The following is a 24429-nucleotide window of genomic DNA, read 5'->3' on the forward strand; positions in this document are numbered from 1 at the left end:
CCGGGTCGGCGGTTCGTGGCAGGCTTGGCGCATGCCCGCACCCTCCCGGTCCGCCCGACCCTCCGCCGCGACGAGCTGGGACGACGTCCGTCTGGCCCCGGTGGTGCTGGTCCAGGGACCCGAGTCGTTGCTCGCGGAGCGTGCGGTCGACGCCCTCGTCGACCTCGCCCGCGAGCAGGACCCGGGCACGGAGAAGGTCGTGCTCGAGGGCGCCGCCTACCAGGCGGGGATGCTCACGGTGGCCGCCAGCCCGTCACTGTTCGGCGAGGCGAAGATCGTCGTCGTCACGGGGGCGGAGGCCGCGACGGACGCCCTCGTCGCCGACGTCGTCGCCTACGTGCCGGTCGCGGACCCGGCGACCACGGTCGTCGTCGTCCACGGCGGCGGCGTGCGCGGCAAGCGGATGCTCGACGCGATCCGCACGAGCGGCGCCCCCGTCGTCGCCGTCGAGGCGATCAAGAAGGACGCCGACAAGTCGGCGTTCGTCACGGCCGAGTTCCGTCGTGCCCGCCGACGCATCGACGGCACGGGCGTGCGCGCTCTCGTCGAGGCGCTCGGCAACGACCTGCGCGAGCTCGCGTCGGCGTGCGCGCAGCTCGTCACCGACACCGAGGGCACCGTGACGGAGCAGGTGGTCGACCGCTACTACGGGGGCCGTGTCGAGGCCACGGGATTCCGCGTGGCCGACGCCGCGGTCGCGGGTGACGCCGGTCAGGCGGTGGCGCTGCTCCGGCACGCCCTCGCGACCGGCGCCGACCCGGTGCCGATCGTCGCGGCGCTCGCGATGAAGCTCCGCGCGCTCGCGAAGGTCGGTGCGATGCGCGGACGCGGCGGCGCGTCCGCGAAGGACCTCGGCATGGCCCCCTGGCAGGTCGACCGGGCTCGCCGCGAGCTCGCGTCGTGGACGCCCGAGGGGCTCGCGACCGCGATCTCCGCCGTCGCGCAGGCCGACGCCGAGGTGAAGGGCGCCGGGCGTGACCCCGTGTACGCGGTCGAGCGCGCCGTCCTCACCATCGCCCGCGCCCACGGCCGCTGACGCGGGCCCGTCGCGGACCTCGGGACTCCCTCGCGAGACCGGGGGTACTACCTCGCGGGGGGCGGCGGACGCACGAAGGGCGCCAACCCGTGCGGGTCGGCGCCCCTCGTGGAGAGCCTGTGGTCGCCTGGACGGCGACGCGTCGCTCAGAGCGCGTTGACCGACTTCGCGATGGCCGACTTGCGGTTCGCGGCCTGGTTCGCGTGGATGACGCCCTTCGAGACGGCCTTGTCGAGCTTGCGCGAGGCAGCCTGGAGGGCGGTGGTCGCCGCCTCCTTGTCGCCGGCGGCGACGGCCTCGCGCACGCGGCGCACGTACGTCTTGAGCTCGGACTTGACCGCCTTGTTGCGCAGGCGAGCCTTCTCGTTCGTACGGATGCGCTTGATCTGGGACTTGATGTTGGCCACGTGTGAGCTTTCTGGTGTGTTCGCCGAAGCGAGCGGATAGGTCGTAGAGGGCGGCTCCAGCTCCGGGACTGGGGTGGGGAACCCGTGGTGAGGTGCTGGAGCGGTGCCCGCCGACCTGGGCGGACACGCGACCAACGAGAATACCAGCCAGGCCCCGTCTCGATCCAGTCGGCGCCGTGACCGCCGCAGGCTCGCGCGACGGATCAGCGGTGCGCGGCGATCCCCGCGACGACCGTGTCGAACACGGACCGGCCGACGACCGCACCCTCGCGCCGCACGGCGCCCGGGTCCACGCGGATCACCCGGTCGAGGCGCACCTCGCTGTCGCGACCCTTCGCGTCCCACGGTCCCGAGCCGATGTCGAGCCAGTGGCGGCCCCAGCGGGCCTCGTCGCGCGCGTCGCGCGAGTGGTCCTTGCTCGTGAGCATCACGGCGAGCAGCCAGGGCCCGTCGGTGCCGACGAGGAGCACGGGCCGGTCCTTGCCCTGGGAGTGGTCCTCCTCGAACGGGACCCACGTCCACACGATCTCGCCCGGGTCGGGGTCGCCGTCGAGGCGCGGCGCGTACTGCGCGCGGACCGGACCCTCGTGGTCGCCGGGGTACCCGTCGCCCGGCCGGGGCGCGGTCGTCGTACCGCCCGACGCGCGGGACGCCGGGCCGCGCGACGTCGTCCGGGAGCCGGACGTGCGGGAACCGGACGCGCGGGCGCCGGACGACCGGGAGAGCCCGCGGGCGAGGGCGTGCGCCGCGTCGGACAGGAGGCCGAGCCATCGGTTGCGTGCCACGCGCGCACCCTACACGCGCGACGAGGGGACCTTGTCCACGCGCGAGGGGGACCTCGTCCACGCGCGAGGGGGACCTTGTCCACGCGCGAGGGGGACCTTGTCCACGCGCGAGGGGACACCCCGTCGTGGACGCGGGCTCGTGACACCGGGCGGGCGGCCGTTACCGCGGCGACACACGCGCGTGACACCCCCGCATCCCGTCGCGCCTACCGTGCGGGCATGGCGGACCTGTTCGACGACTACCCGGTCTCGCGGGCCTGGGACGAGATGCTCGACCGCGACGGCACGCTGCGGCCACGCTACGAGCAGGTCCACGCGACGATGACGCGGCTGACCGCCGACGAGGTCGCCGCACGCGCCGACTCCCTCGCGCGCGCCTACCTCGCGCAGGGCGTGACGTTCGACTTCGCGGGGGAGGAACGACCGTTCCCGCTCGACGTGGTGCCGCGCGTCGTCGAGCCGGACGAGTGGGACGTCGTGGAGCGGGGCGTCGCGCAGCGCGTCCGGGCGCTGGAGGCCTTCCTCGCCGACGTCTACGGGCCGCAACGGGCCGTCGCGGACGGGGTCGTGCCGCAGCGCCTCGTCCTGTCCTCGACGGAGTTCCACCGCGAGGCGTGGGGGATCGAGCCACCGAACGGCGTGCGCGTGCACGTGGCCGGGGTCGACCTGATCCGCGACGAGGCGGGCGGGTTCCGCGTGCTGGAGGACAACGTGCGCGTGCCCAGCGGGGTGAGCTACGTGCTCTCGAACCGGCGGGCCATGGTCCGCACGTTCCCGGAGCTGTTCTCCAGCCTGCGGGTCCGGCCCGTGATCGACTACCCGCAAAGGCTGCTCAACGCACTCCTCGCCGCCGCGCCCGACGGCGTCCCCGACCCCACCGTCGTCGTCCTCACGCCGGGCGTGTTCAACTCCGCGTACTTCGAGCACGCGCTCCTCGCGCGGCTCATGGGCGTCGAGCTCGTCGAGGGGCGCGACCTGTTCTGCGCGGGCGGTCGCGTCTACATGCGCACGACGGAGGGGCGGCGGCGTGTCGACGTCGTCTACCGGCGCGTCGACGACGTCTTCCTCGACCCCGTGCCGTTCCGCGCCGACTCGCTGCTCGGCGTGCCCGGCCTGCTCACGTGCGCCCGCATCGGCACCGTGACGGTCGCGAACGCGGTCGGCAACGGCGTCGCCGACGACAAGCTCGTCTACACCTACGTGCCCGACCTCGTGCGCTACTACCTCGGCGAGGAGCCCGTCCTGGCGAACGTCGACACGTGGCGGCTGCAGGAGCCGGAGGCGCTCGCGGAGGTGCTGGAACGCCTCGACGAGCTCGTCGTCAAGCCGGTCGACGGGTCGGGGGGCAAGGGGATCGTCGTCGGCCCGGCGGCGAGCCGGGCCGAGCTGGACGCCCTGCGCTCGCGGCTGCAGGCCGACCCGCGCGGCTGGATCGCGCAGCCCGTCGTCCAGCTCTCGACGACCCCGACGTTCGTCGACGGCGCGTTCCGTCCCCGGCACGTCGACCTGCGCCCGTTCGCCGTGCACGACGGCCGGGACGTGTGGGTGCTGCCCGGGGGCCTGACGCGGGTCGCGCTCCCGGAGGGGCAGCTCGTGGTCAACAGCTCGCAGGGCGGCGGGTCGAAGGACACGTGGGTCCTCACGGGCGACGACCGCCGACCGGAGGCCGCGGGCGCCGCGGGGACGCGGGGGAGCGGGTCCCCGGTGGCCGCGCACGCGGGCGGCGGCTCGGCCGCGCCGGGCGTGCCCCTCGTGACCAACCCCGCGGACGACCCGGGCAGCCCCGGCCGCGCCGCCCAGCAGCAGCAGCAACAGCAGCAACAGCAACAGCAACAGCAACAGCAGCAACAGCGGCACGACGCGGAACGACAGGGCGCGACGGAGACGGAGGTGGGCCTGTGCTGAGCCGCATCGCGGAGTCGCTCTTCTGGATCGGCCGGTACGTCGAGCGCGCGGACGACACGGCACGGATCCTCGACGTGCACGTCCAGCTGCTCTCGGAGGACCCGTGGGCGGAGGAGGACCTCGCGTGCCGGTCGCTCCTCGCGGTCATGGACCACCCGGTGCCCGCGGACGGCAGCCTCGTCGACCGCGCGCACGTCCTGCGGGTCCTCGCGCACGACCAGATCGACCCGTCGTCGATCGCGGGATCGCTCGTGGCGGCGCGGGAGAACGCGCGGCGCGCGCGGGAGATCGTCTCGACGGAGCTGTGGGAGTGTCTCAACACGACGCGCAACCAGGTGTTCGGGGCGATCCGCACCGCGCCGCCGCACGAGTACTTCTCGTGGGTGCGCGAGCGCGCGGCCATCGTCGCCGGGCTCATGGACTCGGCGACGAGCCGCGACGCGACCTGGCACTTCATGATCCTCGGGCGGTCGATCGAGCGGGCCGACATGACGGCGCGGCTCGTGACGACGCAGGCGCGGCTCGGGGAGGCGGGGCCGGGGTGGACGACCCTCCTGCGCTCGTGCGGCGCGCACGAGTCGTACGTGCGGGCCAACCGGGGGCTGGCGTCCGACGAGCGGGCCGCCGGGTTCCTGCTCCTGGACCGGCTCTTCCCGCGCTCGATCGTGCACGCGCTGGAGACGGCCGAGACGTGCCTGCGCGAGCTGGGGCCGCTCGAGGGCAGGCGCGGCGTCGCGGACGAGGCGCGCCGCGAGCTGGGCGTCGTGCGCAGCGCGCTGGAGTTCGGTCGGCTCCCCGACCTGCTGGGGGCGCTCCCGGAGACGATGGAACGCGTGCAGCACGCGTGCTCGAGGGCGTCGGACGCGGTCCGGGCGCGCTACTTCCCCTCGGGAGCCGTGACGACGTGGGTGGGGGAGGCGTTGTGAGCAGCGTCCTGCGGGTCGTGCACTCGACCGAGTTCCGCTACCCGTCACCGGTGACGGCGTCCTACAACGAGGCGCGCATGACGCCCGTCTCGGACGAGCACCAGGTCGTCCAGGAGGCGGACGTCCGCGTGCGTCCCACCACGTGGTCGCACGACTACGCGGACTACTGGGGCACGACGGTCACGGCGTTCGAGGTGCTCGAGCCCCACTCCCGCCTGCGGCTGCGGGCGACGAGCACGGTGGTGGTGGACGAGCAGGAGGAGCCCGCGGACCCGCCGTCGTGGACCGAGCTGGGCGGCGACGTCGTCCTCGACGCCTACGCGGCGTTCCTCGCCGACACCCCGACCACGGCGGTGCCGGACGACGTCGCGGCGCTCGCGCTCGACGTCTCGGCCGGTCTCGACCCGCACGCCGCGGCACGTGCCGTGTGCCTCGCGGTCCGCGACCGCCTGGACTACGTCCCCGGTGTGACGACGGCGCACACCCCAGCGACGGAGGCGTGGGAGGCGAGGCAGGGGGTGTGCCAGGACATGGCGCACCTGTGCGCGGGGGCGTTGCGCAGCGTCGGCATCCCGACGCGCTACGTCTCGGGCTACCTGCACCCGCGCCCGGACGCGCCGGTGGGCGAGGCCGTCGAGGGCGAGTCGCACGCGTGGGTCGAGTGGTGGGTGGGTTCCTGGTACGGGTTCGACCCGACGAACCGCCGCCCGGCCGGGCGCGACCACGTCGTGCTGGGGCGCGGGCGCGAGTACCGGGACGTGGCGCCGCTCGTCGGCGTCTACGCCGGCCCGGGGGCGAGCGACCTGGAGGTCACCGTCGAGATGACGCGCCTGCGGTGAGGGGCGTCGTCCTCAGGGCGTGATGCGCCCGGCGAGGGTCTGCGCGAGCGCGTCGGGGTCGCCGTCGGCCACCAGACCCGGAACGGTGCCCGGGTCCGGCGGCACGCGGCGCCACAGGACGAGGGCGAGCTCGCGCGCGGGTGCCGTGACCCGCACGGTCGTCGGGGCGTCGTCGGGCGCGCCGAGCACCCACGAGCGGCCGGCGTCGGGCGCGACGAGCGCGACCGGGTGGTCGGGTGGCTCGACGCGACCGAGCCGGATCTGGCGCGGCTGCATGACGGTGACCACCTCGTCGACGGTGTCGGCCCAGGCGGCGGGTGCGACGTCGTCGACCGTGCGGCCACGCGCGGCGCGCAGGTCGTGGAGGTGGACGAGCGTCTCGTGAACCTGGCGACGGTGCCAGAACCGGACGGTCGAGCCCGGGTCGTCGTTCTCCAGGAGCGTCCACGCCCGCGCGTCCGGGTCGAGCGCGTCGAGGGTCTCGCGCAGCTCCGCCGCCTGCGCCGCGTAGAACGGGGCGAGGTCGAAGGGGCCGCGGCCGAGCGGCGTCTCGGTGCGGCGGCGCGCCTGGCCCGCCGCCCAGTGGTGGATCCGCCCCAGGTGCTCGACGAGGTGGCGCACGCGCCACCGGCCGCACGCGGGCACGGGCGCGCGGGGGTCGGCGTCGGCGACGTCCGTGAGGAAGGCGTCCTGGAACGCGCGCAGCAGGGCGAGGTGGTCGAGAGCGCGCGGCTCCCGGCCGTCGTCGGGCACGGTGGTGGCCTGCACGGGCGATATCCTGCCGGAGCGGCCGGGCGCGCGGAAGCCCCCGTGTCCGGTCAGGCGGCGAGGACCGCGTCGACCTCGCGCAGGAACGCGTCGAGGTCGTCCGGGGTGCGCGACGTGACGAGCGTGTAGCCGCCCTCGTCGTCCCGCACGACGGGCCGGTCGACCCAGCCGCCGCCCGCGTTGAGCACGTCGGTCTCGAGCGACGGGTAGCTCGTCAGGGTCTTGCCCTCGACCGCCGCCGTCTCCACGAGGGCCCACGGGCCGTGGCAGATCGCCGCGACCGGCTTGCCGGCCGTCGTGAACGACCGCACGATCTGCATCGCGTCGTCCTGCAGGCGCAGGGCGTCGGCGTTGAGCGTCCCGCCGGGCACGAGGAGGAGGTCGTAGGCCGTCGCGTCGACGTCGGCGTGGGTGAGGTCGGGCGTGACGACCCGGCCGGGGTCCTTGTCGCCCACGAGCGTCTGCACGTCGTCGGTGGACGACGCCGCGACGTCGACCCGGACGCCCTCCTCGCGCAGGTGGTCGAGGGGGACGACGAGCTCGTCCTGCTCGACGCCGTAGTTGGTGACGATCGCCAGCACGCGGCGGCCGCCGAGATCCGTCGTGGCCACGGGGGTCTCCTCTCGTCGGGGCGGTGCGGACGGCGGCGCGCGCCGGCCCGCGTCTCCTCGTCACGCTAGGCCGGTGCGGACCCGCTCGCAGGTCGGCCGCGCGTCCCGTCGTCGCGGCGGCACGTGGGAGGATGGTGGTCCGTCCGCGTCGCACCGCAGGACGCGACCGGTCGACCGACCGACCACGCCCCAGCCCACGTGACAGGAGCGCACCCGCGTTGTCCCCGATCCCCAGCCCCGAGCGCAGCGCCCGGATCCAGCCCGCGGCGACGCCGCCGGAGCTCATCCGCAACTTCTGCATCATCGCGCACATCGACCACGGCAAGTCGACGCTCGCCGACCGGATGCTGCAGCTCACGGGAGTCGTCGAGCCGCGCGCGATGCGCGCGCAGTACCTCGACCGGATGGACATCGAGCGCGAGCGCGGCATCACGATCAAGTCGCAGGCCGTGCGCATGCCCTGGCAGGTGGGCGACGACGCGCACGCGCTGAACATGATCGACACGCCGGGCCACGTCGACTTCACCTACGAGGTGTCGCGGTCGCTCGCGGCGTGCGAGGGCGCGGTGCTGCTCGTCGACGCGGCGCAGGGCATCGAGGCGCAGACCCTCGCGAACCTCTACCTCGCGATGGAGAACGAGCTCGAGATCATCCCGGTGCTCAACAAGATCGACCTGCCCGCGGCGCAGCCGGAGAAGTACGCGGAGGAGATCGCCGGGCTCGTCGGGGGCGACCCGGCGGACGTCCTCAAGGTGTCGGGCAAGACCGGCGAGGGCGTCGAGGCGCTGCTCGACCGCATCGTCGAGCGCGTCCCCGCGCCCGTGGGCGACGCGAGCGCCCCGGCCCGCGCGATGATCTTCGACTCGGTCTACGACACGTACCGCGGCGTCGTGACGTACGTCCGCGTCGTCGACGGCAACCTCAACCCGCGCGAGCGCATCGCCATGATGTCGACGCGCGCGTCGCACGAGCTCCTGGAGATCGGCGTCATCTCGCCCGAGCCCATCCCGACGAAGGGGCTGGGCGTCGGCGAGGTCGGCTACCTCATCACGGGCGTGAAGGACGTGCGCCAGTCGAAGGTCGGCGACACGGTCACGAACATGGCCAAGCCCGCGGCCGAGGCGCTCGGCGGGTACTCCGACCCGAAGCCGATGGTGTTCTCCGGCCTGTACCCGATCGACGGCTCCGACTACCCGGCGCTGCGCGACGCGCTCGACAAGCTCAAGCTCAACGACGCGGCGCTCAACTACGAGCCCGAGACGTCGGTCGCGCTCGGCTTCGGGTTCCGCGTGGGCTTCCTCGGCCTGCTGCACCTGGAGATCGTGCGCGAGCGCCTGGAGCGCGAGTTCGACCTCGACCTCATCTCGACGGCGCCGAACGTCGTCTACGACGTCACGCTGGAGGACCGCACGGTCGTCAAGGTGACGAACCCGTCGGAGTTCCCGGGCGGGAAGATCAAGGAGGTCCAGGAGCCGGTCGTGCGCGCGACCATCCTGGCCCCGAGCGAGTTCGTCGGCACCGTCATGGGGCTGTGCAACGACCGGCGCGGCCAGATGCTCGGCATGGACTACCTGTCCGAGGACCGCGTCGAGCTGCGCTTCACGCTGCCGCTCGCCGAGATCGTGTTCGACTTCTTCGACCAGCTCAAGTCGCGCACGCGCGGCTACGCGTCGCTCGACTACGAGCCGTCCGGCGACCAGGTGGCCGACCTCGTCAAGGTCGACATCCTGCTCCAGGGCGAGCAGGTGGACGCATTCAGCGCGATCGTGCACAAGGACAAGGCGTACGACTACGGCGTGATGATGACCGCCAAGCTCAAGGAGATCATCCCGCGCCAGCAGTTCGAGGTGCCGATCCAGGCGGCCGTCGGTGCGCGCGTCATCGCGCGCGAGACGGTCCGCGCGATGCGCAAGGACGTCCTCGCGAAGTGCTACGGCGGTGACATCAGCCGCAAGCGCAAGCTGCTCGAGAAGCAGAAGGAGGGCAAGAAGCGCATGAAGAACATCGGGTCCGTCGAGGTCCCGAAGGACGCCTTCATCGCCGCGCTCTCGTCCGACTCCGCGGGCGCCAAGGACGCGAAGGACAAGTCGAAGAAGTGACGCGGTGAGCCCGGCCCTGCCCGACGGCGAGCCCGTGCCCGACGACGGCGCCCTGCCCGCGTGGGTGGGCGACCCGGACGGGGCGGGGTCCGGCCGCGGGAGCTTCGGCGTGTACCTGCACGTGCCGTTCTGCTCGGTGCGGTGCGGGTACTGCGACTTCAACACGTATACGGCGTCCGAGCTCGGCGGCGGCGCGAGCCAGGCGTCGTACGCGACGACGGCGCTGCGGGAGATCGACCTCGCGGCGCGCGTGCTGCGCGACGCGCGGGTCCCCGAGCGTCCGGTGTCCACGGTCTTCGTGGGGGGCGGCACCCCGACGATGCTGCCCGCGGGCGACCTCGTGCGGATGCTCGACGGCGTCCGGGCCGCCTGGGGGCTCGCGCCCGGTGTCGAGGTGACCACCGAGGCGAACCCGGACTCCGTGACGCCCGCGTCGCTCGCGGAGCTCGCCGCGGCGGGATTCACGCGCGTGTCGTTCGGCATGCAGTCGGCCGTGCCGCACGTCCTCGCGACGCTCGACCGCACCCACGACCCGCGGCGCGTGCCCGACGTCGTGCGGTGGGCCGCGGACGCCGGCCTCAAGGTGTCGCTCGACCTCATCTACGGCACGCCGGGGGAGAGCCTCGACGACTGGCGGGCGAGCCTGGAGGCCGCCCTCGACACGGGCGTCGACCACGTCTCGGCGTACGCGCTCGTGGTCGAGCCGGGCACGCGCATGGCGGCCCAGGTGCGGCGTGGCGACCTGCCGGCGCCGGACGACGACGACGAGGCGGCGAAGTACGAGCTCGCCGACGCGCTGCTCACCGAGGCAGGGCTCTCCTGGTACGAGGTGAGCAACTGGGCCCGGACCGACGACGACCGCTGCCGGCACAACCTCGCGTACTGGCGCGGCGACGACTGGTGGGGGGTCGGCCCCGGCGCCCACTCCTACGTCGCCGCGGCGGACGACGACGCGGCCCGGGATGCGGGGGCGACGGGCGTGCGGTGGTGGAACGTCAAGCACCCGCGACGGTACGCGGCGCTCCTCGAGGCAGGGTCGAGCCCTGCCGCGGGCCGCGAGCTGCTCACGCACGACGAGGGCGCGCTGGAGCGGGTCATGCTCGGCGTGCGGCTGCGCGAGGGCCTCGACCTCGGCGTGCTCGACGCCGGTGCCCGCCACGCCGTCGCGGGCCTCGTCGCCGACGGGCTGCTGGACGGGCGCGCCGCCGTCGCGGGGCGCGCCGTCCTCACGCTGCGCGGCCGGCTCCTCGCCGACACGGTCGTGCGGGCGCTCACCGACGGCTGAGGGCGGGTGATTCGCGGCACCGATCCGGCGGTTCCTCTGGCGCTCGGCCCCGATCCTCGACAGGCTGGACCCGACCGCGAAATGCGTGACCGGCACGAGACCTTCACACGGTCCGCACCGCGTCACGGACCGCGGCCGGACACGACCTGATCGAGGAGACGCGATGAGCGACACGACCGACGGCGCGACGCCGGGCGACAAGGACCAGCCGCAGACCCCGCGGGAGCCCGGACGACCGGCCGAGCCGCCGGCACCCGAGAGCGCCCCCGGTGCGGCCGACCCGTACGGCGCGGGCGGGCCGCCCTCCGCCGCCTCGCCGTACGGGCAGCAGCCCCCGGTGGGTCCGCAGCCCGGAGCGGGGCAGCCTCCCGCGGGCCAGCCGGGCTACCCGCCGCCCGGGCAGGCCCCGTACGGCCAGCAGCCGCCGCCCGGCCAGCCGGGCTACCCGCCGCCCGGGCAGGCCCCGTACGGCCAGCAGCCGCCGCCCGCCCAGCCGTACGGGCAGCCCTACCCGCCCCCCGGCCAGCCGTACGGCCAGGCCGACCAGCCGGTCCAGATCGGCGACGCGTTCAACTACGGCTGGAACAAGTTCACGCAGAACGCCGGCGTGATCATCGGCGGCGTGCTCGCGTGGGCGGCGGCGCTGCTGGTCCTCAGCATCGTGTTCTTCTTCCTCCTCATCGGGACCGCGAGCACGACGATCGACCCGAACACGGGCGAGCTCAGCACCACCGGTGGTCTGGCGTTCGGGTTCGGCACGTTCCTCTACGTCGCGATCATCGTGGTGCTCGGCCTGTTCGTGCAGGCGGTCGTCGTCAACGTGTCGTTGCTCATCACGCGCGGCAAGAAGATCGAGTTCGCCGACTTCTTCCGTGTGCCGAACCTGCTCAACGTCGTCCTCGCGGCGCTCGTCGTCGGGCTCGCGGTCGGGATCCTCAGCATCACGATCGTCGGCGGGATCGTCTTCGCGTTCTTCGCCCAGTTCACGATCTTCTACGTCATCGACAAGAACCTCGCGGTGTTCGACGCCCTCAAGGCCAGCTTCACCACGGTGAGCCGCAACCTCGGGACGGTCGTCGTGCTGTTCCTCGGGGTCTACGTCGCCCAGATCATCGGCGTGCTGCTGTGCTACGTGGGTCTGCTCGTCGCGCTCCCCGTCGCGCAGATCGCGACGGCCTACGTGTACCGCCGCCTCAACCACGAGCAGCCCGTCTGACGGGTCGTGCCGGGTGACCGTCACCGGCCGCCGGGCGCCCGACGCGCGCCCGGTGGCCGGAGCGGTCATCGTAGGGACAGCGGCGCACGGTGCCGCGACCGCGACGAGGAGGGGGTGGTCCCATGACGTCCGGCCCGACCGCCGGCCCGCGGGTGCCGTCGTACGAGGAACCCGGGTTCCGGGTGGGCGAGGCCGTCTCCTACGGGTGGCGAGCCGTGACGTCGAACCTTGGGCCGTGGGTCCTCGTCGCGCTGCTGTTCGTCGCCGTGAACGTGGCGTGGAACCTCGTCACCGGGAGCGTCGACCGCCTCACCGACTCCCTCGACCTCGGAGCCACGAACCTCGCCGCCGTCACCGGGCTGACGTTCACGAGCGTCCTGCTCGGCGTGGTGGGCACGGTGATCAGCTACCTCGTCACGGCGTTCTTCACGCGCGGCGCGCTCGACGAGACCGCGGGACGACGGCCCGACGTCGCGGCGTTCTTCCGCATCGGCAACGTGGTCAACGTGCTCGTCGCCGCCCTCGTCGTGGGCGTCCTCACCGGGGTCGGGCTCGTGCTGTGCATCGTGCCGGGCCTGCTCGTCGTCGTCTTCTCGGTGTTCGTGTACCCGTTCACGCTCGACCGTGGGCAGGACGCCTTCACGGCGATCCGGTCGAGCTGGGCCCTCGTCTCCCGGAGCTTCGGCTCCGTCCTGCTGCTGCTCCTGGCGCTCGCGGGCATCAACGTCCTCGGTGCGATCCCGCTCGGCCTCGGCCTGTTCGTGACGATCCCCCTGAGCTACGTCGCGACGGCCTACGCCTACCGGCGCCTCCTCGGGCAGACGCCTGCCTGAGCCCGGCGGTCAGGGAGCCGTGACGAAGTCGATGAGCTCCTCGACGCGGCCCAGCAGGGACGGCTCCAGGTCGGCGTAGGTGCGCACGGTGCCGAGGATGCGCTGCCACGCGCGGCCGACGTCCTCCGCGCTGTCCGCGGGCCAGCCCAGCTCGCGCAGGATGCCCCGCTTCCACTCGGTGCCCCGCTCGATCACCGGCCAGCGGTCGAGCCCCACGCGCGTGGGCTTCACCGCCTGCCACACGTCGACGTACGGGTGCCCGAGCACGAGCACGGTGCCGGCGGGGGAGCGGCGGATCGCGTCGTCGGCGATCCGCCGCTCCTTGCTCCCCGGCACCAGGTGGTCCACGAGCACGCCCACGCGGCGCTGCGGCGTCGGGCCGAAGTCGGCGAGCGCCGCCGCGAGGTCGTCGACGCCGTGCAGGGGCTCGACGACGACGCCCTCCACCCGGAGGTCGTCGCCCCACACCTTCTCGACGAGCTCGGCGTCGTGCTTGCCCTCGACCCAGATGCGGCTGCCGCGCGCGACGCGGGCGCGCTGCCCGGCGACGGCGCGGGACCCGGAGGCGGTGCGGGCCGGGGGCGCGGGTGCGCGGGACGTCACGGGGGGCGTGAGCTCGACGGGCTCGCCGTCGACCCAGAACCCGGGGCCGAGGGGGAAGGACCGGGTGCGGCCGGCGCGGTCCTCCAGCACGACGAGGTGCATCCCTCCGGACTTCTCGACGCGGACGACGGCGCCCACCCACCCCGACTGCACCTCCTCGACGACGAGGCCGTGCTGGGCGGCCTGCGGGCGCGAGACGGGGCGCGCGCGGTGGTGGGGGGCGGGGGGTCCGCCGAGGACGTCGGAGCCGTAGCGGTCGGTAGGCACGGGCACACCCTAGGTTCGTCCGGGCGGCGGGGCGGGCGAACGACACGCCCCGTGTCCGGGTGGTCCGCGGCCGGGTGTTCGCGGCGAGCGGAGGGCGCGGGGGCCGGGGGTCCGGACGCGTAGGCTTGGCACTCGGAGGTCGAGAGTGCCGACCCCGCGCCGGCCGTCGGACGGTCGCGCGGGGAACCCTGAGGAGGTGGACGTGAGCGAGGAGCGGCGGCTCGAGGTCCTGCGGGCGATCGTCGAGGACTACGTCCTCACGCGCGAGCCCGTGGGGTCGCGCGTGCTCACCGAGCGCCACGACCTCGGCGTGTCCCCGGCGACGATCCGCAACGACATGGCGGCGCTGGAAGAGGCGGGGTTCATCGCCCAGCCCCACACGTCCGCCGGTCGCGTCCCGACGGACAAGGGCTACCGGCTGTTCGTGGACCGGCTCTCCGGGGTGAAGCCCCTGTCCTCGCCGGAGAAGCGCGCGATCGAGACGTTCCTGTCCGAGGGGGTGGACCTCGACGACGTCATCGCCCGTGCGGGACGCCTCCTCGCCCAGTTGACCGGCCAGGTCGCCGTCGTGCAGTACCCGTCACTGCGGCGCTCGGGCCTGCGGCACCTCGAGCTGGTGCCCGTCTCCGACTCCCGGCTGCTCGTGGTGATCATCACGGACACGGGCCGGGTGGAGCAGCGCATGCTGGAGGTCGGCACGGTCCCGGACGAGGGGACGCTCGCGGAGGTCCGCGCACGGCTCAACGCCGCCGCCGCGGGGCAGCGGCTCGCGACCCTCGCGCAGGGGCTCGCCCGGGTCGCGGAGTCCTTCCACCCCGACGACGCCCCGCTCGCCCGTGCGGTGGGCGACCTCGTCGCGCAGACCCTCGCGGAGGAGAGCGAGGAACGCCTCGTCCTCGCGGGCACGGCGAACCTGGCGCGCGACGGCATGCGGTTCGAGCACGCCCTGCGTCCCGTCCTCGAGGCGCTGGAGGAGCAGGTCGTGCTCCTGGGGCTCCTCACGGAGATGGCCGCGGAGTCGGGGGTGAGCGTCCGGATCGGGCGCGAGACCCAGCTCGAGAACCTCTCGGAGACGTCCGTCGTGACGACCGGTTACGGTAACGACGGCGACACGGTCGCCCTGGTCGGGTCGATCGGCCCGACGCGCATGGACTACCCGGGGACGATCGCCGCGGTCCGCGCGGTCGCCCGCTACCTCTCCCGGGTGCTGGGCACGTGACCCGCCACCCGTTCCGCGCGGTCGCCCCGCCCCGCGCGCGGCCCGACCTCCGACCCCGGACCACCCACCCTGACGGGACCTCGTCCCGGCGACCGGCACCAGCAGAGAGTGACGTGTGAGCGACTACTACGAGATCCTCGGCGTGGCCCGCGACGCCAGCCCGGAGCAGATCAAGAAGGCGTACCGCCGGCTCGCGCGCGAGCTGCACCCCGACGTCGCGGGGGAGGAGGCGGGCGACCGGTTCAAGGACGTCGCGCGCGCCTACGAGGTGCTGTCCAACCCGGAGAAGCGCCAGCAGTACGACCTCGGCGTCGACCCGAGCGCCCCCGGCGGCGGCGCGGGCGGCCCGATGGGCGGAGGGTTCGGCTTCCAGGACATCTTCGAGACGTTCTTCGGCGGCGGGCAGGCGCAGCAGGGTCCGATCCCGCGCGCCCGCCGCGGCCAGGACGCGCTCGTGCGGCTCGACATCGAGCTGGCCGAGGCGACGTTCGGCGCCAAGCGTGAGCTCCAGGTCGACACGGCCGTGGTGTGCGGGACGTGCGGCGGCTCCTGCTGCCGCCCCGGGACCTCGCCGCGCACGTGCGAGGTGTGCCACGGGCGCGGCACCGTGCAGCGCGTGGCCCGGTCGTTCCTCGGCCAGGTCATGACGAGCGCGCCCTGCGCCGCGTGCCAGGGGTTCGGCACGGTCATCCCGGAGCCGTGCGCGGAGTGCTCGGGCGAGGGCCGCGTGCGCTCGCGCCGCACCCTCACGGTGAACGTCCCGGCGGGCGTCGACACGGGGACCCGCATCAAGCTCACGGCGCAGGGCGAGGTCGGCCCGGCGGGCGGACCGGCGGGCGACCTCTACGTGGAGATCCGCGAGCGCAACCACGACACGTTCGTGCGCCGCGGGGACGACCTGCACTGCACGCTCCAGGTGCCGATGACGGCGGCAGCGCTCGGCACGGTGCTCGAGCTCGAGACCCTCGACGGCCTCCAGGAGATCGACCTGCGGCCCGGGACGCAGCCCGGCCAGATCGTCACGCTGAAGAACCTGGGTGTCGGTCACCTGCACGCCGGGGGCCGCGGCGACCTCAACGTGCACATCGAGGTCCAGGTGCCCACGGGCATGGACGACGAGCAGGAGCAGCTGCTGCGCTCGCTCGCGTCCCTGCGCGGCGAGGAGCGGCCGGAGCCGCGCCTGTCCGCCGCGCACCCGGGTGTCTTCTCGCGCCTGCGCGACAAGCTCTCCGGGCGCTGAGGCCGGCCGTGGGGGAGGTCGAGCGGTGAGCGCGCCCGTGTTCCTGGCGGAGACCGGGCTCGACGCCGTCGCGCCCGGGGACCGGTACGTGCTCGACGGCGCGGAGGGCCGCCACGCGGGGGTCGTGCAGCGCAAGGGGCGCGGGGAGCGCGTCGACGTCGTCGACGGGCTGGGCCTGCGGCTGCGCTGCGTCGTGGAGTCGGCGGACGGCGGCGCCGTGACGCTGCTCGTGCAGGAGGTCGACCGCGAGCCGGAGCCGGACGTCGTCGTGACCCTCGTCCAGGCGCTCGCCAAGGGCGACCGGGACGAGCTGGCGATCGAGGCGGCGACCGAGGTGGGCGCGGACGCGGTCGTGCCGTGGCAGGCCGAGCGGTCCGTCGTGGTGTGGCGCGGCGAGCGTGCGGCGAAGTCCCGTGCGCGGTGGCTCGCGACGGTCCGGACCGCGACGAAGCAGGCGCGGCGGGCGCGGCTGCCCGAGGTGGGGCTGCCGCTCGACTCGCGCGGCCTCGCCGAGCGGACGGCGGAGGTCGTCGCGGGCGGGGGGTGCGTCGTCGTGCTGCACGAGGAGGCGACGACGCCGCTCGCGGAGGTCGCGCTGCCCGCGCCCGGCGCCGGGCCGGACGGGCGGACCGGCGCGGGCGTCGCCCCGCGCGTGCTGGTCGTCGTGGGCCCGGAGGGCGGCATCTCCGAGCGTGAGCTCGACGCGCTGACGGCGGCGGGCGCCGTCGCGGCGCGCCTCGGGCCGCACGTGCTCCGGACGTCGACGGCGGGCCCGGTCGCGATCGCGCTGCTCGCGCAGCGGCTGGGGCGTTGGGCCACCCAGGACGGCTGAGCCTCGCACCGGCGCCGGACATCGTCCCGACGTCGCGGGCCGGCGCGGTCGCGGGCGACCGCACCGGCCCTGGGCTAGGGTCGGGCGCATGACGAGCCAGGGCACCTCCACCGACTGCCTCTTCTGCCGGATCGTCGCGGGCGAGGTCCCTGCCGACGTCGTCGCGACAAGCGAGCGCTCCGTCGCGTTCCGGGACATCGACCCGAAGGCGCCCGTGCACGTGCTCGTGGTGCCGCGCGACCACCACGGCGACATCGCGCAGCTCGCCGCCGCCGATCCCGAGCTGCTCGGCGACGTCGTCGCGCTCGCCGACGAGGTGGCGGGCGAGCTCGCGGACGGCCAGTTCCGGCTGATCTTCAACTCCGGCCCCCGCGCCGGGCAGAGCGTGTTCCACGTCCACGGGCACGTGATCGGCGGCGCGGAGCTCGGCTGGTCGCCGGCCTGAGCCCGGTCGGGCCGCCGTCGCCGTCCAATGCGCGTGAAGAGGCACCTCCCGCTCGGTACGATGGGAAGGCCCTGCCACGCCCGGTCCCCGGTGCGCGACGCACGCCCGAACGAAGGAGCACGACGGCGCAAGCCCGCTCATGACATCACTGCCCCGTGACACCGCACCCGACCCCGCCCGCGGGGGCGCTCGCGCCGCCGAGCACCGGGTCGAGCACCGCATCGTCATCCCGGGTCACGTGCCGATGGTCTCCCTCCTCGGCAGCGGCGACTCCGTGCTCCGCGCCGTCGAGGACGGCTTCCCGGCCGTCGACGTGCACGTGCGCGGCAACGAGATCGCCGTCACCGGTCCCGCGGGGGACGTCGCGCTCGCGTCGCGCCTCCTGGACGAGCTGGTCGAGGTCGTCGAGGCGGGCACGCAGCTCACGGGCGACGTCGTGCGCCGGTCCATCCGGATGCTCAGCGCGGCGACCGCGACGCGACCGGCCGAGGTGCTGACCTTCAACATCCTGTCGAGCCGCGGGCGCACCATCCGTCCCAAGACGGTCGGCCAGAAGCACTATGTCGACGCGATCGACGCGAACACCATCACGTTCGGCGTCGGCCCCGCGGGCACCGGCAAGACGTACCTCGCGATGGCGAAGGCCGTGCAGGCGCTGCAGTCCAAGCAGGTGAACCGGATCATCCTCACGCGCCCCGCCGTCGAGGCGGGGGAGCGGCTCGGCTTCCTGCCCGGCAGCCTCACGGAGAAGATCGACCCCTACCTGCGCCCGCTGTACGACGCGCTGCACGACATGATCGACCCGGACTCGATCCCCAAGCTCATCGAGGCGGGAACGATCGAGGTCGCACCGCTCGCGTTCATGCGCGGCAGGAGCCTCAACGACTCGTTCATCATCCTCGACGAGGCGCAGAACACGACGTCCGAGCAGATGAAGATGTTCCTCACGCGGCTCGGGTTCGCGTCGAAGATGGTCATCACGGGCGACGCGACGCAGGTCGACCTGCCCGGCGGCACGACGTCGGGCCTGCGCGTCATCGAGGACGTGCTCACGGGGGTGGACGACGTCGAGTTCTGCCGTCTCACGTCGTCCGACGTCGTGCGGCACCGGCTCGTGAGCGACATCATCGACGCGTACGCGCGCTGGGACGTGGCGACGGCGGACCGGTCGCGGCCGGGCGGCGGGCGCGGGACGCGCGGGACGGACCACCGACGGGGCGAGCAGGCAGGCGGACGATGAGCATCGAGGTCAACAACGAGACCGACGCCCAGGTCGACGAGGCCGAGTTCGCGGCGCTGGGCCGCTACGTGCTCGACGCGATGCGCGTGCACCCGCAGAGCGAGCTGTCGATCCTCTTCGTCGACACCGACGTGATGACGGAGCTGCACGTGCGGTGGATGGGCGAGCCCGGACCGACGGACGTGCTCTCGTTCCCCATGGACGAGCTGCGCCCCGGGCGCGACGGCGAGGTGTCCGGCCCGGGCCAGCTGGGCGACGTCGTGCTGTGCCCGGAGGTCGCCGCTCAGCAGGCGCGCGCTGCGGGCCACTCCACGGTCGAGGAGATGCTCCTCCTCACGACGCACGGCATCCTCCACCTGCTCGGGTACGACCACGTGGAGCCGGAGGAGGAGAAGGAGATGTTCGCGCTGCAGCGCAAGCTCCTCCTGACGTTCCTCGCGAGCCGGTGAGCGGCGAGCCGGTCGCGCTGCTCGCGGCGCTCACGCTCGTGGCGCTCGTCCTCGCGGCGGCCCTGAGCGCGGGGGAGGCCGCGGTGCTGCGGGTGACGCGTGCCGCGGTGCTGCAGGCCGTCGGCGGCCGGGGCGCGCCCGAGCGGGGGACGGAGCGCGACCACGAGGCCGAGCGGCGTGCCGACCCGCAGGCGCCGGGGCCGCGTCGCGCGCTCGCGCTCCTCGCGGACCCGGCCGCGACGGCCCGGTCCGTCGGGTTCGTGCGGGTCGTCGCGGAGATCGTCGCGATCACGTGCCTCACGCTGCTCGTCGCCGCGTGGCTCGAGCCGTGGTGGCAGATCCTGCTCGTCGCGCTCGCCCTGAGCGTCGTGGTGGGCCTCGTCGTCGTGCGGGTCAGCCCGCGCTCGCTGGGCCGGCGGCACGCCGTGCGCGTCCTGCTGGCCCTCGCGGGGCTGATGACCGCGGTGGTCGGCGCCACCCGGTGGCTCACGCGGCTGGCACCCGCCCCCGACGCGGGGGCGCACGAGCGCGAGCTGCAGGACATGGTGGACCGGGTGAACGAGTCCCGGGTCATCGAGGAGGAGGAGCGCGAGCTCATCCGGTCCGTCTTCGAGCTCGGCAGCACGCTCACGCGCGAGGTGATGGTGCCGCGGACCGACATGGTGACGACGTCGCGCGACGTCCCGCTGCGCAAGGTGCTCAGCCTGTTCCTGCGCTCGGGCTTCTCCCGCGTCCCGGTGACGGGCGTGTCCGCGGACGACCTCGTCGGCGTCGCGTACTTCAAGGACGTGGTCCGGGTGCTGCAGGGCGCCACGGACCCGGACCTGCCCGTGGGCGGCGTCGCCCGCCCCGCCGTGTTCGTGCCCGAGTCCAAGCCGGTCGACGACCTGCTGCGCGAGATGCAGGCGTCGATGTCGCACATCGCGATGGTCGTCGACGAGTACGGCGGCATCGCGGGGCTCGTGACGATCGAGGACGCGCTCGAGGAGATCGTCGGCGAGCTCACCGACGAGCACGACCGTCCGGAGCCCGAGGTGGAGGACGTCGGCGACGGGCGCCTGCGCGTCCCCGCGCGTCTCGGCGTCGACGAGCTCGGCGAGCTCTTCGACCTCGACCTCGACGACGACGACGTCGACACCGCCGGCGGGCTGCTCGCCAAGGCGCTCGGCAAGGTCCCGCTGCCCGGGTCGTCTGCGCAGGTGCACGGGCTGCGGCTCGAGGCGGACCGCGTGCAGGGCCGCCGCAAGCAGCTCGCCACCCTCCTCGTGGGTCGTGCCGCCGCCGAGGACGACGCGCCGGACCGCGGTCCGTCCCGGTCCGCCGGGCGCGCACCGACCACCGACCCCGCCCTCCCGACCGTGAAGGACCCCCCATGAGCACCACCCCACCGGAGCACCGTTCCGGGTTCGCCTGCTTCGTGGGGCGACCCAACGCGGGCAAGTCGACCCTGACCAACGCGCTCGTCGGGCAGAAGGTCGCCATCACGTCGGGCCGGCCTCAGACGACGCGCCACACCGTCCGCGGGATCGTGCACCGCCCGGACGCCCAGCTCGTCCTCGTCGACACGCCGGGTCTGCACCGTCCCCGCACGCTCCTGGGCGAGCGCCTCAACGACCTCGTGCGCGACACGCTCACCGAGGTCGACGTCGTCGCGTTCTGCCTGCCCGCCGACCAGAAGATCGGGCCGGGCGACCGGTTCATCGCGAACGAGCTCGCGGAGGTCCGGCGCGGGCGGCGCCGCACGCCGGTCGTCGCCGTCGTGACCAAGGCAGACCTCGTGGACCGCGGCACCCTCGCCGCGCACCTCCTGGCCGTGGACCGGCTCGGCGAGCAGGCGGGCGGCTGGGCGGACATCGTCCCGGTGTCCGCGCAGGACGGCTACCAGGTCGACGTGCTCACCGACGTGCTCGTCCAGCACCTGCCCGAGGGCCCCGAGCTCTACCCGGGCGGGGAGCTCACCGACGAGCCGGAGGCCGTCATGGTCGCCGAGCTCGTGCGCGAGGCGGCGCTCGAGGGCGTGCGCGACGAGTTGCCTCACTCCCTCGCGGTGCAGGTGGAGGAGATCGTCCCGCGCGAGGGGTCCGGCGACGAGAAGACCGGGCGACCGCCCCTGCTCGACGTGCGCGTGAACCTCTACGTCGAGCGGGACAGCCAGAAGGCCATCGTCATCGGCCGCGGCGGTGCGCGCCTGCGCGACGTCGGGACCCGCGCCCGCCGCGGTATCGAGGCGCTGCTCGGCACGCGCGTCTACCTCGACCTGCACGTCAAGGTCGCCAAGGACTGGCAGCGCGACCCGAAGCAGCTGCACCGCCTCGGGTTCTAGGCCACGGCGTACGATTCCCCGGTGATCTTCCGGACCGCAGCGACGACGGCCGCCCTCGCGATCGTGCTCGCGGTCCTCGGCGCGGTGACGGGACCGCAGTGGGAACCGGTGCCCGTGGACGAGCACCTCGAGCCCGCGACGTCGGACACGACGATCGGGGGACAGCCCCCGGGCGGCGCCGCGGGGGTCGGCACCTACGACGTGCGCGAGACGGACGTGACCGTCCGTCTCGACGGCACGACGGTCGACGGGATCCTGCGGGAGCCCGTCGGCGCGGAGGGCGACCGGCCCGGCGTCGTGTTCGTGCACGGTGCGGGCACGGGAGACGCGGACGTGGCGTTCGTCGACGTCGCGACCGACCTCGCGAGCGCCGGGGTCGTGACGCTCGTCCCGGACAAGCGTCTCGACACCTACACGACGCGGCACCGCGACTACGAGGCCATGGCCCGCGACTACGCGCACTCCGTCGACCTCCTGCGCGCTCGCCCCGGCGTCGACCCGGCCGGCGTCGGGCTCTACGGCGAGTCCGAGGGCACGTGGATCGTGCCCGTGATGGCCGCCGCGGACCCGCGCGTGGCGTTCTCCGTCCTCGTGTCGGCACCCGTCGTCCCGCCGCGCGAGCAGGCGGCCTTCGCCGTCGACAGCTACCTGCGCAACACCGACGTGCCGCACGGGGTGTTCCGCGCCATCCCCCGCGCCGTGGGCATGGCGATCCCCGGGGGCGGCTTCGAGTACGCCGACTTCGACGTCGATCCCTTCCTCCAGGAGCTCACCCAGCCGGTGCTCGTCGTCTACGGCACGGCCGACCCGTCGATGCCCGTCGAGCAGGGCGCCGTCCAGGTCCTCGACGCGACGGCCGACCAGCCCGGCGCCGGCACCACCGTCCGCTACTACCAGGACGCCAACCACGGGATCAAGATCGACGACGTCCTCGTCCCCGACTTCCCCCGCGACACGGCCGCCTGGATCACCTCGCTCCCCGCGAGCGCCGACGCCGCCCCGCAGGTCGCAGGTGCCGTGCCGGACCAGCAGTACCTCGCCGGACCCGTCCCCACGCCGCGGTGGCTCGGCAACGGCGACCTCTTCGTCGGACTCGTCCTCGGTGCGGTCGCGCTGCTCGTCCTGGGCCCGCTCGTGCGCCTCGCCGTGGTGCTCGTCGACCGCCTGCGACGCGTCTCCGGACGCCCGACGACGCGCGCCACCGGCCTCGCCCCGGGGGTCCGGGGTCCGCTCACCGGGCTCGGCGCCGGGGCGGTCGCGACCACGGTCGCGCTCGTCGCCTACCTCGTCGCCGTCGCCCGCCTCGCCCTCGACTACGAGAAGGACGCGTGGGTCGTGCAGGGCGGGTGGGTCGCCGTCCGCCTCGTCGGTCTCGCCACGCTCGTCGCCGCGGCGCTGCTCCTCAACCGTGCGGCCGAGGTGCGCGCCCACCGGCGGGCGTTCGCGGCCGACGGGGACCCGGCGCCCGCGGGCGGGCACGTCCCTCGTGTCGCGTCGGGCGTGTCGGCGCGCGCGATGGTGTGGTGCGTCGTGGTGGGGGCGACGGTGCTGCTCCTCGTGCTCGCCTACTGGGGCGTCTACCAGCTCGGCATCTGACCTCCGGTAGCGGGGCGGCGGGACGGGCCGCGCCTGCCTACAGTGGAGGGGTGGTGAGGCGTCGGCGGCCTGCGTCCGACGCGACGGCTCGCGCCCGGTCGTCCGCGACCGTGGACGCGCGCGCCGCGTCGGGGGAGCGGCTGCGCTTCGAGCTGGTGGAGGACGACGACGGCGACGACCTCCACGACGTGCGGCCGGAGTCCGGTCCGGTCTCTCGTGGCGGTCACGGGGTGCGACGACCCGGCCGCGTCGGGCTCGCGCTCGTCGTCGCCGCCGGGCTCGCGCTGGGCGCGTCGGCGGCGGTGACGGCCGTGCTCGACGGCTCCCGGCAGCAGGACGTGCGGACCCTCGCGGGCGGTCTGGAGCCCTTGCGGGAGGCGCCGGTCGAGCGCTGGTCCGTCGCCCTCGACCCCGCCGCCGGCCTCGTCGCCGCGCCGGACGCGGTCGTGACCGTCGACGACCGCCTCACGGCCTACGCCGTGGAGGACGGGGAGGCGCTGTGGCGCTCGGAGGCGCTCGGTGTGGCGAGCGGCTGCCTGCCCCGTGCGGGCGACCCCGCGCGCGACGTCGTCGTCTGCGTGGTGCCGCAGGGGGAGGGCGGCGTGCTCCTCACGACGCTCGACTCGAGGACCGGGGAGGTCGTCGGGGAGCGGGTCGCTCAGGCCGCGCCGCGCGCGGTCGCGCTCGTCGGGTCGTCCGACGTCGTCCGGGCGCACCTCGTCGGCGCGGACGTGGTCGTCGTGCGCGAGGACGCGGCGTCGGGCCGCGTGCGCTGGCAGCACCGGGTGGAGCGGCGGAGGCTCGACGGGCTCGTGCAGCCCCGCCTCGCCGGGGTCCGGCTGGAGGCCGGGCGCGGTGTGGTGTCCGTCACGGCGCCGGGTGCCGTCGCGACGTTCACCGAGGACGGGCGCGCGCTGGAGGAGGGCGAGGTCTGGAGCATCGCCCGCCTGCCCGACGGTCGCTACGCGGGCAACGAGTACGGGCGGGGAACCGCGTCGGTGTACACCGCGGACGGCGACGAGGCGTTCCGCGTGCGCGGCCGCTTCCTCGACACGGCGCTGAGCGACGGCTCCGTCCCCGGCGTGCTCGTCGTCAACTCGTTCGGCGGCGTGTCCGGCGTGGACGCGGCGACCGGCGCGGTCCGGTGGTCGCTCGAGGGCGTGGGCTACCACGCGGAGGCGAGGGTCGACGGGGTCGTGGTCCTGGGGACCGGTCGCGCGCTGCACGGTGTCGCGGTGGAGTCGGGCGAGCGGCTGTGGGACGTGGACCTGCCCGAGCGGGGGTCGTGGCCCACGCTCACCGACGGGCACGCGGTGATCGTGTCCGACGACGAGCGCACCGGCGGGCAGGATCTCGTCGCGATCGCGCTGGAGGACGGGTCGGTGCGCTGGCGCTGGGAGGTCCCCGACGACGCCTACCGGGTCGTGCCGGCGGACGGGCGCCTGCTCGTCCTCACCGGCGACCGGCTCGCCGCCGTCTGGTGAGACGGCAGCGTGGCCGCTTGA

At 74.4% G+C, this 24429-nt stretch carries 23 protein-coding genes and 1 pseudogene; 19 read left to right on the plus strand and 5 right to left on the minus strand.

Translation table 11 applies throughout. The annotated features are described in order from the left end of the window. Positions 1-31: 31 nt before the first annotated feature. Positions 32-1036, plus strand: coding sequence for a DNA polymerase III subunit delta (gene holA / locus LGQ04_RS02330; RefSeq protein WP_229241875.1), 1005 nt, complete (start codon positions 32-34; stop codon positions 1034-1036). A gap of 146 nt (positions 1037-1182) precedes the next feature. On the opposite strand, the gene rpsT is transcribed toward holA, so the two are convergent. Further along, entirely contained in the window at positions 1183-1443 is a 261-nt protein-coding gene (rpsT, locus tag LGQ04_RS02335; protein WP_021482133.1) for a 30S ribosomal protein S20, read from the minus strand. Between the two features lie 95 nt (positions 1444-1538). On the opposite strand from rpsT, the pseudogene LGQ04_RS17885 reads away from it, so the two are divergent. Next, positions 1539-1718: pseudogene (locus tag LGQ04_RS17885) on the plus strand (hypothetical protein); the annotation flags it as partial. Here the strand turns inward: LGQ04_RS17885 and LGQ04_RS02340 are convergent. Next, positions 1647-2228 carry a type II toxin-antitoxin system PemK/MazF family toxin gene (locus tag LGQ04_RS02340; RefSeq protein WP_229241876.1) on the minus strand — a complete coding sequence of 194 codons (582 nt, stop codon included), beginning with the start codon at positions 2226-2228 and terminating at the stop codon, positions 1647-1649. The pseudogene LGQ04_RS17885 and the gene LGQ04_RS02340 sit on opposite strands and share 72 nt — an antisense overlap. Positions 2229-2447: 219 nt before the next feature. Between LGQ04_RS02340 and LGQ04_RS02345 the strand changes: the two genes are divergently transcribed. From LGQ04_RS02345 to LGQ04_RS02355, 3 genes are read left to right on the plus strand one after another with little or no spacing between them, the layout of a single operon-like run. Continuing rightward, entirely contained in the window at positions 2448-4133 is a 1686-nt protein-coding gene (locus LGQ04_RS02345) for a circularly permuted type 2 ATP-grasp protein (protein WP_229241878.1), read from the plus strand. After that, positions 4127-5059: an alpha-E domain-containing protein gene (locus tag LGQ04_RS02350; protein ID WP_229241879.1), complete on the plus strand. Its 933-nt coding sequence runs from the start codon at positions 4127-4129 to the stop codon at positions 5057-5059. The genes LGQ04_RS02345 and LGQ04_RS02350 overlap by 7 nt, the downstream gene beginning before the upstream one ends. Next, positions 5056-5898 (plus strand): transglutaminase family protein, encoded by an 843-nt coding sequence (locus LGQ04_RS02355; protein ID WP_229241881.1) that lies wholly within the window; start codon positions 5056-5058, stop codon positions 5896-5898. The genes LGQ04_RS02350 and LGQ04_RS02355 overlap by 4 nt, the downstream gene beginning before the upstream one ends. Before the next feature lie 12 nt (positions 5899-5910). On the opposite strand, the gene LGQ04_RS02360 is transcribed toward LGQ04_RS02355, so the two are convergent. Further along, positions 5911-6666 carry a maleylpyruvate isomerase family mycothiol-dependent enzyme gene (locus tag LGQ04_RS02360; RefSeq protein WP_229241883.1) on the minus strand — a complete coding sequence of 252 codons (756 nt, stop codon included), beginning with the start codon at positions 6664-6666 and terminating at the stop codon, positions 5911-5913. 50 nt (positions 6667-6716) lie between these two features. Beyond that, on the minus strand, positions 6717-7277 hold the full coding sequence (locus tag LGQ04_RS02365; protein ID WP_229241885.1) for a type 1 glutamine amidotransferase domain-containing protein: 561 nt from the start codon (positions 7275-7277) through the stop codon (positions 6717-6719). Positions 7278-7495: 218 nt separating this feature from the next. Between LGQ04_RS02365 and lepA the strand changes: the two genes are divergently transcribed. The 4 genes from lepA to LGQ04_RS02385 all read left to right on the plus strand — a co-directional run bounded on the left by lepA (position 7496) and on the right by LGQ04_RS02385 (position 12710). After that, positions 7496-9376, plus strand: a complete 1881-nt coding sequence (gene lepA, locus LGQ04_RS02370; protein WP_267493958.1) for a translation elongation factor 4 — start codon at positions 7496-7498, stop codon at positions 9374-9376. A gap of 4 nt (positions 9377-9380) precedes the next feature. Beyond that, complete coding sequence (hemW, locus tag LGQ04_RS02375) at positions 9381-10661, plus strand: radical SAM family heme chaperone HemW (RefSeq protein ID WP_229241886.1); 1281 nt, start codon at positions 9381-9383, stop codon at positions 10659-10661. Positions 10662-10824: 163 nt separating this feature from the next. Further along, entirely contained in the window at positions 10825-11877 is a 1053-nt protein-coding gene (locus tag LGQ04_RS02380) for a DUF7544 domain-containing protein (protein ID WP_229241887.1), read from the plus strand. Positions 11878-11999: 122 nt separating this feature from the next. Further along, the gene (locus LGQ04_RS02385; RefSeq protein WP_229241889.1) at positions 12000-12710 is read left to right on the plus strand and encodes a DUF2189 domain-containing protein; all 711 of its coding nucleotides are present in this window, start codon (positions 12000-12002) and stop codon (positions 12708-12710) included. A 9-nt stretch (positions 12711-12719) separates the two neighbouring features. On the opposite strand, the gene LGQ04_RS02390 is transcribed toward LGQ04_RS02385, so the two are convergent. After that, positions 12720-13580, minus strand: a complete 861-nt coding sequence (locus LGQ04_RS02390) for a DUF3097 domain-containing protein (RefSeq protein ID WP_229241891.1) — start codon at positions 13578-13580, stop codon at positions 12720-12722. 202 nt (positions 13581-13782) lie between these two features. Here LGQ04_RS02390 and hrcA point away from each other — a divergent pair, with 202 nt between their 5' ends. From hrcA to LGQ04_RS02440, 10 genes are all read left to right on the plus strand, one after another. Beyond that, a complete protein-coding gene (hrcA, locus tag LGQ04_RS02395; protein WP_229241893.1) occupies positions 13783-14799 on the plus strand; it encodes a heat-inducible transcriptional repressor HrcA in 1017 nt (338 codons plus the stop codon). Positions 14800-14914: 115 nt separating this feature from the next. Beyond that, the gene (dnaJ, locus tag LGQ04_RS02400; protein WP_229241894.1) at positions 14915-16039 is read left to right on the plus strand and encodes a molecular chaperone DnaJ; all 1125 of its coding nucleotides are present in this window, start codon (positions 14915-14917) and stop codon (positions 16037-16039) included. Between the two features lie 25 nt (positions 16040-16064). Then, positions 16065-16871 (plus strand): 16S rRNA (uracil(1498)-N(3))-methyltransferase, encoded by an 807-nt coding sequence (locus LGQ04_RS02405; protein ID WP_229241896.1) that lies wholly within the window; start codon positions 16065-16067, stop codon positions 16869-16871. Positions 16872-16959: 88 nt separating this feature from the next. Beyond that, on the plus strand, positions 16960-17316 hold the full coding sequence (locus LGQ04_RS02410) for an HIT domain-containing protein (protein ID WP_229241898.1): 357 nt from the start codon (positions 16960-16962) through the stop codon (positions 17314-17316). Between the two features lie 139 nt (positions 17317-17455). Next, entirely contained in the window at positions 17456-18556 is a 1101-nt protein-coding gene (locus LGQ04_RS02415; RefSeq protein WP_229241899.1) for a PhoH family protein, read from the plus strand. Beyond that, the gene (ybeY, locus tag LGQ04_RS02420) at positions 18553-19005 is read left to right on the plus strand and encodes an rRNA maturation RNase YbeY (RefSeq protein ID WP_229241901.1); all 453 of its coding nucleotides are present in this window, start codon (positions 18553-18555) and stop codon (positions 19003-19005) included. The genes LGQ04_RS02415 and ybeY overlap by 4 nt, the downstream gene beginning before the upstream one ends. After that, positions 19002-20381, plus strand: coding sequence for a hemolysin family protein (locus LGQ04_RS02425; RefSeq protein ID WP_229241903.1), 1380 nt, complete (start codon positions 19002-19004; stop codon positions 20379-20381). The genes ybeY and LGQ04_RS02425 overlap by 4 nt, the downstream gene beginning before the upstream one ends. After that, positions 20378-21328, plus strand: coding sequence for a GTPase Era (gene era / locus LGQ04_RS02430; RefSeq protein ID WP_229241905.1), 951 nt, complete (start codon positions 20378-20380; stop codon positions 21326-21328). Before LGQ04_RS02425 ends, era begins: the two co-directional genes overlap by 4 nt. Before the next feature lie 21 nt (positions 21329-21349). Then, positions 21350-22924 carry an alpha/beta hydrolase family protein gene (locus tag LGQ04_RS02435; RefSeq protein WP_229241907.1) on the plus strand — a complete coding sequence of 525 codons (1575 nt, stop codon included), beginning with the start codon at positions 21350-21352 and terminating at the stop codon, positions 22922-22924. A gap of 50 nt (positions 22925-22974) precedes the next feature. Continuing rightward, a complete protein-coding gene (locus LGQ04_RS02440) occupies positions 22975-24408 on the plus strand; it encodes an outer membrane protein assembly factor BamB family protein (protein WP_229241909.1) in 1434 nt (477 codons plus the stop codon). Positions 24409-24429: the final 21 nt, after the last annotated feature.

The organism is Cellulosimicrobium marinum (assembly GCF_020551945.1).
GTDB classification, from domain to species: domain Bacteria; phylum Actinomycetota; class Actinomycetes; order Actinomycetales; family Cellulomonadaceae; genus Cellulosimicrobium; species Cellulosimicrobium marinum.